Source organism: Neobacillus oceani (assembly GCF_046237595.1).
GTDB classification, from domain to species: Bacteria; Bacillota; Bacilli; order Bacillales; family Cytobacillaceae; genus Bacillus_D; species Bacillus_D oceani.
Window position 1 is genome coordinate 1,877,151 of the sequence record NZ_CP143543.1, and the last position, 13,446, is coordinate 1,890,596.

The 13,446-nt window shown below is 47.0% G+C and carries 12 protein-coding genes; all 12 read left to right on the forward strand.

All coding sequences use genetic code 11. The features are described 5' to 3' along the window. The first annotated feature begins 10 nt into the window (after window positions 1–10). Window positions 11–913: a succinate--CoA ligase subunit alpha gene (gene sucD / locus V1499_RS09355; RefSeq protein WP_409275668.1), complete on the forward strand. Its 903-nt coding sequence runs from the start codon at window positions 11–13 to the stop codon at window positions 911–913. A 166-nt stretch (window positions 914–1,079) separates the two neighbouring features. Further along, complete coding sequence (gene dprA / locus V1499_RS09360) at window positions 1,080–1,952, forward strand: DNA-processing protein DprA (RefSeq protein ID WP_409275670.1); 873 nt, start codon at window positions 1,080–1,082, stop codon at window positions 1,950–1,952. Between the two features lie 192 nt (window positions 1,953–2,144). Next, window positions 2,145–4,220 carry a type I DNA topoisomerase gene (topA, locus tag V1499_RS09365; RefSeq protein WP_409275672.1) on the forward strand — a complete coding sequence of 692 codons (2,076 nt, stop codon included), beginning with the start codon at window positions 2,145–2,147 and terminating at the stop codon, window positions 4,218–4,220. 192 nt (window positions 4,221–4,412) lie between these two features. After that, complete coding sequence (gene trmFO / locus V1499_RS09370) at window positions 4,413–5,720, forward strand: FADH(2)-oxidizing methylenetetrahydrofolate--tRNA-(uracil(54)-C(5))-methyltransferase TrmFO (protein WP_409275674.1); 1,308 nt, start codon at window positions 4,413–4,415, stop codon at window positions 5,718–5,720. A gap of 61 nt (window positions 5,721–5,781) precedes the next feature. Then, complete coding sequence (gene xerC / locus V1499_RS09375; RefSeq protein ID WP_409275676.1) at window positions 5,782–6,681, forward strand: tyrosine recombinase XerC; 900 nt, start codon at window positions 5,782–5,784, stop codon at window positions 6,679–6,681. 37 nt (window positions 6,682–6,718) lie between these two features. Next, window positions 6,719–7,261 carry an ATP-dependent protease subunit HslV gene (gene hslV / locus V1499_RS09380; RefSeq protein WP_409275678.1) on the forward strand — a complete coding sequence of 181 codons (543 nt, stop codon included), beginning with the start codon at window positions 6,719–6,721 and terminating at the stop codon, window positions 7,259–7,261. 19 nt (window positions 7,262–7,280) lie between these two features. Next, entirely contained in the window at window positions 7,281–8,687 is a 1,407-nt protein-coding gene (gene hslU, locus V1499_RS09385) for an HslU--HslV peptidase ATPase subunit (RefSeq protein ID WP_409275680.1), read from the forward strand. Between the two features lie 106 nt (window positions 8,688–8,793). Beyond that, window positions 8,794–9,573 (forward strand): GTP-sensing pleiotropic transcriptional regulator CodY, encoded by a 780-nt coding sequence (codY, locus tag V1499_RS09390; RefSeq protein ID WP_409275682.1) that lies wholly within the window; start codon window positions 8,794–8,796, stop codon window positions 9,571–9,573. A gap of 220 nt (window positions 9,574–9,793) precedes the next feature. After that, the gene (rpsB, locus tag V1499_RS09395) at window positions 9,794–10,501 is read left to right on the forward strand and encodes a 30S ribosomal protein S2 (RefSeq protein WP_409275684.1); all 708 of its coding nucleotides are present in this window, start codon (window positions 9,794–9,796) and stop codon (window positions 10,499–10,501) included. Window positions 10,502–11,074: 573 nt separating this feature from the next. Beyond that, window positions 11,075–11,959, forward strand: coding sequence for a translation elongation factor Ts (gene tsf / locus V1499_RS09400; protein WP_409275686.1), 885 nt, complete (start codon window positions 11,075–11,077; stop codon window positions 11,957–11,959). Window positions 11,960–12,139: 180 nt separating this feature from the next. Further along, window positions 12,140–12,862: a UMP kinase gene (gene pyrH, locus V1499_RS09405; protein WP_316568514.1), complete on the forward strand. Its 723-nt coding sequence runs from the start codon at window positions 12,140–12,142 to the stop codon at window positions 12,860–12,862. 2 nt (window positions 12,863–12,864) lie between these two features. Further along, window positions 12,865–13,422, forward strand: coding sequence for a ribosome recycling factor (frr, locus tag V1499_RS09410; protein ID WP_409275688.1), 558 nt, complete (start codon window positions 12,865–12,867; stop codon window positions 13,420–13,422). Window positions 13,423–13,446 lie beyond the last annotated feature (24 nt).

Consider the following 13,446-nt stretch of genomic DNA (forward strand, 5'->3'; position numbering starts at 1 on the left):
GGAAATTGTTGTGAGCGTTTTTATCAATAAAGACACAAAGGTCATCGTCCAGGGAATCACTGGATCAACGGCACTTTTCCATACGAAGCAAATGCTGGAATACGGCACGAAAATTGTCGGCGGAACATCTCCGGGCAAGGGCGGGCAGGAAGTGGAAGGCGTACCTGTGTTCAATACAGTAAAAGAAGCTGTGGATGCAACTGGTGCAAACGCTTCCGTCATCTACGTCCCGGCCCCATTCGCAGCGGATGCGATTATTGAAGCTGTCGATGCCGAGCTTGACATTGCCATCTGCATCACAGAGCATATTCCGGTCCTTGATATGGTAAAAGTAAAGCGCTATATGGAAGGGAAGAAAACCCGGCTTGTCGGACCGAACTGCCCTGGCGTCATCACAGCCGACGAATGCAAAATCGGCATCATGCCTGGCTATATCCATAAAAAAGGCCATGTAGGCGTTGTTTCCCGTTCCGGAACCCTAACGTACGAAGCAGTCCACCAGCTGACACAAGCTGGAATCGGCCAGACAACCGCAGTCGGAATCGGCGGCGACCCTGTCAATGGAACGAACTTCATCGATGTACTTAAAACGTTCAATGAAGACCCTGAAACTTATGCCGTCATCATGATTGGCGAAATCGGCGGAACTGCCGAAGAGGAAGCAGCAGAGTGGGTAAAAGCGAACATGACAAAACCAGTCGTTGGCTTCATCGGCGGACGGACAGCCCCTCCAGGAAAGAGGATGGGCCATGCGGGCGCAATCATTTCCGGCGGAAAAGGAACAGCGGATGAAAAAATCCGCGTCATGAACGAATGCGGCATCAAGGTGGCCGACACTCCTTCCGTTATGGGCGAAACGCTGATTGAGGTATTGAAGGAAAAAGGCCTTTACGAAAAGTGCAAAACTCATTAATGAATGCATAGCGGGAAATGAAGCCCTTCGATTAGGAGGGCTTATTCCCGCATCCTTTGATGCCTTATTTTCATCCGATGGAACCTTTCACTCCCCCCTCGTAATTTCTGCTGCTCCAAAAATTTTCACTTTTTTAAAAACAAATCATACCATGGAGGTTTTTCCGATGGAAAGGATTAGAAGCAAACTGATTAGGCTTCTGCACCGGCCTGATTCGACATGGAACTCCGTTGGGCGCATTCTCAAGGCGGAGCCGCTGCCCGAGCCGATTGCAAGCCTCCCGGCACTTAAGTTTTTACCACCCTTGAAGGATTCTGCCGCTGCTGATTTGACTCAAGCCCGCCACATAGATGAAACCCTCCCGATCCTTCTCCAACAGTATAAAGCAAGGAACATCTCAATCATTACCATTCTCGATTCCAGTTATCCATCCCTATTAAAACAAATCTATCAGCCTCCATGGGCCCTTTTTGCAAGTGGAGACCTATCACTACTCGACGCCACGCCAAAGCTTGCCGTAGTGGGGTCCCGCCAGGTTTCCGATTATGGAAAGAATGCAATCAGGCTCATCTTCCCGGAATTGATTGAAAAAGGGACTGTCATTGTAAGCGGCCTGGCAAAGGGAGTTGATACGGTTGCCCATGAATGCGCGATCCGTAATGGAGGCAAAACAATTGCAGTAATCGCCGGCGGCCTTTATCATGTATACCCTGAGGAAAACAGAAAGCTGGCATTTGAAATGATGAAAAGCCAACTCGTTCTATCGGAGCATCCTCCCGGCACAAAGCCTGCCCGCTGGCATTTTCCGATGAGAAATAGGATTATCAGCGGGCTTTCGCGGGGAACATTCATTGTAGAGGCGAAAAATAAGAGTGGCTCCCTCATAACCGCGAATTACGCAGTCCATGAAGGCCGGGATGTGTTTTCGCTCCCAGGCAGCATTTTCAGCCCTTTTTCAACTGGTACAAACGAATTAATCCAGCAGGGCGCGAAACTTATCATAAAGGCCGAGGATATTTTAGAGGAGCTCCGCTATTGACATTCGCTGAATCCGGGAGTAATGTAAGTGGCTGGAGACCAATGAACTCCAAATGGACCATTCATGCATGGTTTTCTTCACGACAATTGGAAATATTTGCGTAAATTTTACGAAAAAGGTTGAAATTATCAGTAAACTGGTATACATTTTGCAACAGGTATTAGAATAATCCCTCTCAAGGAGGATGATTGAATGGCAGAATTTCTTGTCATCGTAGAATCGCCGGCAAAGGCGAAAACCATCGAGCGATATCTTGGAAAAAAATATAAAGTAAAAGCGTCCATGGGCCATGTACGCGATTTGCCGAAAAGCCAAATGGGCGTTGATATAGAAAATGATTTCGATCCAAAATATATCACGATCCGCGGCAAAGGCCCGGTCCTGAAAGAATTAAAAGCCGCCGCGAAGAAAGCGAAGAAAGTCTATCTCGCGGCTGACCCCGACAGGGAAGGGGAAGCGATTGCCTGGCATCTGGCCAATACCCTTGATGTTGATTCAAATTCGGAGTGCAGGGTTGTTTTCAATGAAATTACCAAGGATGCAATCAAGGAATCTTTTAAGCATCCAAGGGCGATCAACATGAATCTCGTTGATGCCCAGCAGGCCAGAAGGATACTCGACAGGCTTGTCGGCTACAATATCAGCCCGTTGCTATGGAAAAAAGTCAAAAAAGGGCTTTCTGCCGGAAGGGTCCAGTCAGTCGCTGTCAGGTTGATTATTGACCGTGAAAAGGAAATCCAGGCATTCGTCCCGGAAGAATACTGGACAATTGGCGGAACGTTTACAAAAGGAAAGGATGCATTTGAAGCGTCCTTTTACGGCATTGACGGCCAGAAGAGGGAACTCCATTCCGAGCAGGATGTAAAAGAAGCGCTGGCTGGGATGAACGGCGACCGGTTTACCGTCGCGTCCGTAACAAAAAAGGAACGTAGGAGGAATCCTGCACCGCCGTTTACAACATCTTCCCTCCAACAGGAAGCTGCAAGGAAGTTAAATTTCCGCGCAAAAAAAACAATGATGCTCGCCCAGCAGTTGTATGAAGGAATCGACCTCGGAAAAGAGGGCACAGTTGGTCTCATCACCTACATGAGGACGGATTCGACTAGAATCTCCGAAGTTGCCCAGTCCGAAGCGAAGAATTATATCTCCTCGGTGTTCGGTGAGAACTTCTTGAAAGAGGAAGCTGGAAAAGAGAAGAAGCAGACAAACGCACAGGATGCCCACGAAGCGGTTCGCCCTACAAGCTCATTCCGTGATCCCGGTTCACTGAAGGAATTCCTCTCAAGGGACCAACTAAGGCTGTACAAGCTGATTTGGGATCGTTTCATCGCAAGCCAGATGGCCCAGGCTGTTATGGATACGATGAGTGTCGACCTTGTAAATGGGAATGTAACCTTCCGGGCCACAGGCTCAAAAATTCGCTTCCCAGGCTTTATGAAGCTGTATGTTGAAGGTACGGATGATCAGGTGGAGGAAACGGACCGCATGCTTCCTGATTTAAAGGAAGGCCATGAGGTCAGCAATACCGGCATCGAACCAAAGCAGCACTTCACCCAGCCGCCGCCAAGGTATACGGAAGCACGGCTTGTTAAGACTCTGGAGGAACTGGGGATAGGACGTCCGTCAACATACGCCCCGACGCTCGACACGATCCAGAAACGCGGTTATGTTGCGCTTGATAATAAGAGGTTTATCCCAACGGAGCTTGGGGAAATTGTCAATGAACTGACGCTGGAATTTTTCCCGGAGATTCTCGATGTCGAGTTCACCGCCAAAATGGAACAGGATCTTGATGATGTTGAAGACGGCAAAGTTGCCTGGGTAAAGATTATAGGCGAATTCTATGAAGGATTCGAGAAAAGGCTTGAAGTAGCCGAGAAGGAAATGCAGGAAGTAGAAATCAAGGATGAACCTGCCGGCGAAGATTGCGAAAACTGCGGCAACCCTATGGTCTTTAAAATGGGCCGTTTTGGCAAGTTCATGGCCTGCAGCAATTTTCCGGACTGCCGGAATACAAAGGCGATTGTTAAGGAAATTGGTGTCACATGCCCGAAATGCGAAAAAGGCCAGGTCATTGAACGGAAAAGCAAGAAAAAGCGGATTTTCTATGGATGCGACCGTTTCCCGGAATGCGACTTCCTATCCTGGGATAAGCCGCTTCCAAGGAATTGCCCGAAGTGCGACCATGTCCTGATTGAGAAGAAGCTGAAAAAAGGCGTTCAGGTACAGTGCTCCAATTGTGATTACAAGGAAGAGCAGCAAAGCTAGGAGTGGGCTGAAATGCCCGCTCCTTTCCTTTGGGCATAGAATCAGAAACAGCATCCAATTTTGCATGATGGCAATTAGCTGAAACTTTTTGCTTGCCTGTACGTATTGTTAAACGCAAGATGGAGATGAATGTGGATAGACCATCTGCTATTAGTGGAAGTAGTTGAATTGAACAATCCTGGAGGTTGAAATATGAGCGAGAAAATAGTAAATGTGGTGGGGGCTGGCCTGGCCGGAAGCGAGGCTGCGTGGCAAATTGCCCAACGCGGAGTGAAGGTACGGCTTTATGAAATGAGGCCGGTAAGGCAGACTCCCGCCCACCATACAGATAAGTTCGCGGAACTTGTGTGCAGTAATTCACTAAGGGCGAACGCGCTGACAAATGCTGTCGGTGTATTGAAGGAAGAAATGAGGACGCTAGATTCCGTCATTATCTCATCCGCAGACCAATGCTCTGTTCCCGCAGGGGGAGCTTTGGCCGTGGACAGGCATGAGTTTGCCGGGAGGGTCACGAATCTTGTCAGGAATCATGAGAATATTACAGTCATCAATGAAGAAGTTGACGAAATACCGGAAGGAATTACCGTCATCGCAACAGGGCCGCTGACAAGCCCGTCCCTTTCCGCTCGCCTAAAAGAGCTAACCGGCGAGGAGTATTTGTATTTTTATGATGCCGCCGCGCCTATCATTGAGAAAGATAGCATAAATATGGATAAAGTTTACTTGAAATCCCGCTATGACAAAGGGGAAGCGGCCTATCTTAATTGCCCGATGACGGAAGAGGAATTCAATCGGTTTTATGACGCCCTCGTGTCTGCCGAAACGGTTCCCCTTAAGGAATTCGAAAAGGAAGTTTTCTTTGAAGGATGCATGCCGATCGAGGTGATGGCTACAAGGGGAAAGAAAACGATGCTCTTCGGCCCGATGAAACCGGTGGGCCTTGAAGATCCGAAAACAGGAAAGCGGCCATTCGCCGTCGTCCAGCTTCGCCAGGATGATGTTGCTGGCACACTGTATAACATTGTCGGATTTCAGACACATTTGAAATGGGGACCGCAAAAAGAAGTAATCCAACTGATTCCTGGCCTTGAAAATGCTGAAATTGTCCGTTACGGCGTCATGCACAGGAATACCTTCATTAATTCTCCGAAAGTCCTTAACCCTACTTATCAGTTCCGCGCAAGGAGAGATTTGTTTTTCGCCGGGCAAATGACCGGTGTGGAAGGATATGTGGAATCGGCGGCTAGCGGCCTAATATCCGGGATCAATGCTGCCAGGCTTGCACTTGGACAGGAACCAGTGCAATTCCCGATTGAAACAGCAATGGGGAGCATGGCCCACTACATTACCAATGCCAACCCGGATAACTTCCAGCCGATGAACGTAAATTTTGGCCTGTTCCCTGAGCTGCCGGTAAGGATTAAAGGGAAACAGGAACGGTACCTTCAATATGCAAATCGCGCAATTGAAACAATTCAGAAATTTGTGAAAAATTTGTAAAGTTCCTTGCATGTGTATTTTGTGTATGTTACTATTTAAAAGGCCGTGCGAGGTGGTTTAAATGGGAAATGTGAACGTTTGTTTAAAGTTATTTCTTGAATATTTACAAATTGAAAAAAATTCATCACAATATACAATTGACCATTATCACCATGCAATTAATGAATTTTTTATCCTGATGGCTGAACAGGGCATCGTCGACGTAAAAGACGTTCAATACCACGATGCCAGGCTTTTTCTTACAAAACTTTTTGGCCAAAAGCAGGCAAGGAAAACCATTTCGAGGAAAATTTCAAGCCTGCGCAGCTTTTATAAGTTCCTGTTAAGGGAAAACATTGTGGAAGAGAATCCTTTTGCTGTTGTCATTTTGCCGAAGGGGGAAAAAAGGCTTCCCGAGTTTTTCTATGAAGATGAGTTGAACATCCTGTTTGACGCGTGCCCGACCGATACCCCTCTCGGCCAACGGAATTTAGCTTTGCTGGAGCTTCTATATGCGACCGGAATCCGTGTGAGCGAGTGCTGCAATATTTCCGTTAAGGATCTCGATTTCTTCCTTTCGACCGTTCTTGTAATGGGAAAAGGCAGCAAGGAAAGGTATGTCCCTTTTGGAGCGAAGGCTGCCGAGGCTCTTAAAACGTATATTGGCGACGGAAGGAAAAAATTGCTTGAAGGAAAACCGAACCAGGATGCCCTCTTTCTCAATCACAGAGGTGGTCCCCTTACAACACGTGGAGTAAGCACCATACTGGATAGCATGATTGAAAAATCGTCCCTTACTGGAAAAATCCATCCACACAAACTGAGGCATACGTTTGCCACACATCTTCTAAATAACGGCGCAGATTTGAGGACGGTCCAGGAACTTCTCGGGCATTCATTCTTGTCCTCGACGCAAATCTACACGCATGTCACGAACGAAAAGCTGAAAAAAACATATATGGCCCATCATCCAAGGGCGTAAAAGCCGAATAATGCTCAAATTATTAAGGGGGTGCACCATGTCCCAATTCCATGCGACTACGATTTTTGCGATCAGGCACAAGGGAAAATGCGCCATGGCTGGTGACGGCCAGGTGACATTCGGGAATGCGGTTGTGATGAAACACACAGCCAAAAAGGTAAGGAAGATATTTAATGGAAAGGTACTGGCAGGATTTGCGGGTTCCGTGGCGGACGCCTTTACATTGTTCGAGCTGTTCGAATCAAAGCTTGAGGAATACAACGGCAATTTGCAGCGGGCGGCCGTGGAGCTTGCAAAGGAATGGCGGAGCGACAAGGTATTAAGAAGGCTTGAAGCGATGCTGATCGTCATGAACGAGGATTATCTCCTTCTTGTAAGCGGAACTGGCGAAGTCATCGAACCGGATGATGGCATTCTGGCCATTGGTTCGGGCGGCAATTATGCCCTGGCTGCTGGCCGTTCGTTGAAAAATTTCGCCGGGGACCATTTGACGGCCCGGGAAATCGCAAAGGCTTCATTGGAAGTAGCAGCTGATATATGCGTTTACACAAACACGAATATCATAGTCGAAGAGCTGTAACTGGAAGGAGAATGCGAATATGTCAAAGGCAGCTAGTTTAACCCCCCGCCAGATTGTCGAAAAACTTGACCAGTACATAATTGGCCAGAAGGACGCGAAAAAAGCGGTGGCGGTTGCGCTCAGGAACAGATATCGCCGGGAAATGCTCGAAGAAAGCATCCGTGACGAAATCATTCCGAAAAACATCCTGATGATTGGGCCGACAGGGGTAGGAAAAACCGAAATTGCTAGAAGGATCGCCAAATTAACCGGGGCGCCTTTCATAAAAGTCGAGGCAACAAAGTTTACGGAAGTCGGATATGTCGGCCGCGACGTCGAGTCGATGGTACGAGATCTTGTTGAAACCGCAGTCCGGCTTGTTAAGGCTGAAAAGATGCAAAAGGTAAAAGGGAGGGCGGAAGAAAACGCAAACCGCCGCCTAATCGACCTTTTGGGCCCTTCCGCGAAAAAACAAGCCAACTACAAGAATCCCCTTGAAATGCTTTTTGGGGGTGCCAACGCACAGCCTGAACCGGAAACGGAATCAAATGACGATTATTCCGCCCAGCAAAAACGCGCCGTTATAAAAGAAAGGCTTGAAAAGGGCGAGTTGGAAAATGAAATTGTTACGGTAGAAGTGGAAGAACAGGCGCCGTCAATGTTTGATATGCTTCAGGGTTCAGGCATGGAGCAGATGGGCATGAACATGCAAGATGCATTCAGCAGCCTGTTGCCCAAAAAGAGAAAGAAAAGGAAGCTTACAGTCAGGGAGGCAAGGGCTGTTTTAACAAACGAGGAAGCCGCAAAGCTGATCGATATGGATGAGGTGACCCAGGACGCAGTCTTCCGGGCGGAGCAGACAGGGATTATTTTTATCGATGAAATCGACAAAATCGCAAGTAAAAGCTCGGGGGGAGCATCCGCGGATGTTTCCCGAGAAGGAGTCCAAAGGGACATCCTTCCGATCGTTGAAGGCTCTACGGTGGTGACGAAATATGGGCCGGTGAAAACAGACCATGTCCTTTTCATCGCCGCTGGCGCGTTCCACATGGCTAAGCCGTCCGACCTCATTCCTGAATTGCAGGGAAGATTCCCGATTCGGGTTGAACTCGGCAAATTGACGGTGGATGACTTTTACCGAATCCTTGTAGAACCCGACAATGCATTGATTAAACAATACGTAGCTTTATTACAGACAGAAGGTATAGAAATTGAATTTTCTGACGATGCTATTCAGAGAATTGCGGCAGTCGCTTTCGAAGTGAACCAAAATACTGACAATATTGGAGCCAGAAGGCTTCACACAATCCTTGAAAAGCTCCTTGAAGATTTGTCCTTTGAAGCGCCGGATATAAACCTTGAGAAAATTGTCATCACTCCCCAATACGTGGAGGAAAAATTGGGGGCAATTTCAAGAAATAAGGATTTAAGCCAGTTCATCCTCTAAGACGCCGTTTTGCCACGGTCTCTAAAGGGTAAATTCAGAGATAGACATTCCAATAGAAGCAGTATTATATTTAGCAATGGATGCAGCATATAGGAGGAATAGAAAAATGGATTTATTAACAAAAACGAGAAAGATAAACGCGCTTTTGCAAAAAGCGGCGGGTAAACCGGTCAATTTTAAGGAAATGTCCGAAACGTTAAGTGAAATTATCGAGGCTAACATTTTTGTTGTCAGCCGCAGAGGGAAGCTGCTAGGCTTTGCGATTAACCAGCAGATCGAAAACGAGCGGATGAAGAAAATGCTTGAAGACCGCCAGTTCCCTGAGGAATATACGAAAGGTCTTTTCGATATCCATGAAACATCCCCGAACCTTGATGTGGAAAGTGAATATACCGCCTTCCCTGTTGAGAACAAGGATTTGTTCCGAGAAGGGCTGACAACAATCGTGCCGATTATTGGCGGAGGCGAACGCTTGGGGACGCTGATTCTTGCAAGGCTCCATGAAAAGTTCCATGATGATGACCTGATTCTTGCCGAATACGGCGCAACAGTAGTCGGTATGGAAATCCTTCGTGAAAAAGCCGAGGAAATTGAAGAGGAAGCAAGGAGCAAAGCGGTTGTCCAAATGGCGATCAGCTCCCTTTCCTACAGCGAGCTTGAAGCGATCGAGCATATTTTTGAAGAGCTTAATGGAAATGAAGGCCTATTGGTCGCTTCAAAAATCGCTGACCGTGTGGGCATTACCCGTTCCGTTATCGTCAATGCGCTAAGGAAACTTGAGAGCGCGGGCGTTATCGAATCACGTTCACTTGGCATGAAAGGAACATACATTAAAGTCCTTAATGATAAGTTCCTCGTTGAGTTGGATAAGCTTCGTTCAAATTAATGAATCAATGCCTGCCGGGCGTTCACCGGCAGGCATATGTTTTTTTTGCAGAAAACTTCCGGTTTTTCAATGAAATTCTTGATTGTCGATTCGTCTTGTGCTATATTACTACATGGTGTTAATCACACACGTCTGTTGATTCATGCGGGCGGTGCTGGCAAGCCAGTTCCCGCTGAAGCCGATACAGGCGGAGGAAATCAAACCATTAGGAGGAAAAAACATGTCAGTCATTTCTATGAAGCAACTGCTTGAAGCTGGTGTACACTTCGGTCACCAGACTCGCCGTTGGAACCCTAAGATGAAGAAATATATCTTCACTGAGAGGAACGGCATCTACATCATCGACCTTCAAAAGACAGTTAAAAAGGTTGAAGAAGCTTACAACTTTGTAAAGGAGCTTGCAGGCCAAGGCGGCACAATGCTGTTCGTTGGTACTAAGAAACAAGCTCAGGATTCTGTTAAAGAAGAAGCAGAACGTTCCGGAATGTACTATGTCAACCAACGCTGGTTGGGCGGAACACTTACAAACTTCGAAACAATCCAAAAGCGTATCGCGCGCCTAAAAGATATCGAAAGAATGGCAGAAGACGGCACTTTCGAGGTACTTCCAAAGAAAGAAGTCGTTCAGCTTAAGAAAGAACAAGAACGCCTTGAAAAGTTCCTTGGCGGTATCAAAGATATGAAGACTCTTCCAGATGCTTTGTTCATCATCGACCCTCGCAAAGAGCGCATCGCTGTTGCTGAAGCACGCAAATTGAACATCCCTATCGTTGGTATCGTTGATACAAACTGCGATCCTGATGAAATCGATGTTGTCATCCCTGCGAACGATGACGCTATCCGTGCTGTCAAGCTTTTGACTGGCAAAATGGCTGATGCGATCCTTGAAGCAAAACAAGGTGAAGAAACAGCTGTCCCTGCCGAATAAGCAAAGATTCGTTCATCTACGGTAAATAAAAAGGTGATAAGAGGGAACACCCTTTATCACCTTTTTTTAAAGTAAAAGCGGAAGTAGCCGTTTAGCGGCGAAGCTACTACGATGAAATTTTCTGCATGAGAAACATCTTAGAGCTTGCATCATGCGCTTTGCGACGAGCTGAACAGCCGCTTCTTCGAAAAGCTTTGGCGCAGGAGCATATAGGCCTGGAGGGCCTCGACATGAGATAAAGGAAACACGAAGAGCGAAGCTACTGCCTTGCATCACTTCATGAAGCTACATCTCCGAAAAGCTACGTGGGCTTTGCGACGAGCTGAAGGTATGCTTCCATGAATAAGCTATGGCGCAGGAGCACTAAGCGATTCGATGTTGACTTATCGTAGTGAGGGGACCGAAGGACACTAGACGCTGGCTGCTGGAGCTAGATAAGTAAAAGCAAAGAATTAAAAGCTGCAGAAGGTTTACAATATCCCAGGCTGGCTATGATAATACAGTAGTGAAACGCACGGGTACTGCAGAAAGATTATCGAACCAATGTACATAGATTAAAAGGAGGAATTTCATATGGCGATTACTGCCCAAATGGTTAAAGAACTTCGTGAAAAAACAGGTGCAGGCATGCTTGACTGCAAAAAGGCCCTTCAGGAAACTGACGGTGATATGGAAAAAGCAATCGATTACCTTCGCGAAAAAGGGATTGCGAAAGCTGCGAAGAAGGGCGACCGCATCGCGGCTGAAGGCCTTGCTGCAATCAAGGTTGAAGGAAACGACGCTGTTATCCTGGAAGTAAACTCCGAAACAGACTTCGTTGCTAAAAACGAAGGCTTCCAGGCTCTTGTTCAGGAGCTTGCTGACCATCTTCTTAAGAACAAGCCTGCTTCCATCGAGGAAACAGTAGGACAAAAAATGGACAATGGTGCAACGGTCGAAGAGCACATTAATGCTGCAATCGCAAAAATTGGTGAAAAGCTTTCCCTTCGCCGCTTTGAAATCAAAACTAAATCTGACAATGATGCGTTCGGTGCATACCTTCATATGGGCGGCCGCATCGCGGTTCTATCTGTCCTTGAAGGAACAGCGGATGAAAGTGTTGCGAAGGATGTTTCCATGCACATCGCTGCCCTTAACCCTAAATATGTTTCCCGTGATGAGGTATCCGCTGAAGAAATCGAGCGTGAGCGCCAGGTTCTTACTCAGCAGGCCCTAAATGAAGGCAAGCCTGAAAACATTGTTGCAAAAATGGTTGAAGGCCGCCTTGGAAAATACTTTGAGGATGTTTGCCTCCTTGACCAAACTTTCGTTAAAAACCCTGACCAAAAAGTTCGCCAATACGTTGAGTCCAAAGGCGCGACAGTACGCGAATTCGTCCGTTACGGAGTAGGCGAAGGAATTGAAAAGCGCGAAGACAACTTTGCTGAAGAAGTAATGAGCCAGGTAAATAAAAAATAGGCAATTCATTTAGAAGGGCGTTAGTTCGCCATTTGAAAATCGTTTCAAAAGGGATAGGGAACACGCGGTGTTCCCTATTTTTTAAGAAAAAACTCATTACGGACATCCGCCTTCGTAGACGGTGATCCGGATTTCTTCTGACTAGGCATGCGATGGCCTCAGATTACATAGGAGGTTTTTATGAGCAATCCCAAATATAAACGTGTTGTTTTAAAATTAAGTGGAGAGGCCCTTGCCGGTGATGCTGGCTTCGGAATCAACCCTGCATTCATCAAATCCATAGCCGAACAGGTAAAGGAAGTTGCCGAACTGGGCGTCGAGGTAGCAGTCGTCGTTGGGGGAGGAAACATTTGGCGGGGGAAAATCGGTGAAGAAATGGGCATGGACCGTGCCACTGCCGATTATATGGGGATGCTTGCCACTGTAATGAACTCATTGGCCCTTCAGGACAGCCTCGAGCAGCTCGGAATAGAAACCCGCGTACAGACATCGATTGAAATGCGCCAAGTTGCCGAACCTTATATCCGCCGCCGTGCGATTCGCCATCTTGAAAAAACACGCGTCGTCATTTTTGCAGCCGGAACAGGCAATCCTTATTTCTCGACAGATACCACTGCCGCGCTTCGGGCAGCCGAAATAGAGGCGGAGGTCATTTTGATGGCCAAAAACAACGTAGACGGGGTATACTCCGCAGATCCGCGCCACGATAAAAATGCGAAGAAATACGAAGAGCTATCCTATCTGGATGTATTGAAGGAAGGGCTGGCTGTCATGGATTCGACCGCATCATCGTTATGCATGGACAATGACATCCCGTTAATTGTTTTTTCCATTATGGAAAAAGGCAATATTAAACGTGTAGTAATGGGTGAAAAAATCGGAACTATTGTTAGGGGGAAATAATAATGCCGAAACAAGTCATTAGCAACACAAAGGAAAAAATGGCCAAAGCAATTCAAGCATACACCCGGGAGCTAGCGACAATCAGGGCGGGTAGGGCTAGCGCTTCGCTTCTTGACCGGATTACAGTCGACTATTATGGCGCTCCTACCCCAGTAAACCAGCTAGCTGGAATCAGTACGCCAGAAGCAAGGTTGCTTGTCATCCAACCATATGACAAAAGCATCTTGAACGACATTGAGAAGGCTATCCTGAAATCGGACCTTGGCCTAAATCCCACAAACGATGGATCGCTTATCCGCATTGCGATTCCTCAATTGACTGAGGAACGCCGCAAAGAGCTCGTCAAAGTTGTCAAAAAGGAATCCGAAGATGCGAAGATTGCCATCCGCAATATCCGCCGTGATTCAAACGATGATTTAAAGAAACTGGAGAAGAACGGTGAAATCACGGAAGATGACCTTCGCGGCTATTCCGATGATATCCAGAAAATCACGGATGAGCACATTACCAAAATCGATCAGATTACAAAAGACAAAGAAAAGGAAATCTTGGAAGTTTAACAACCAAGGATTTCCATCCGGTAA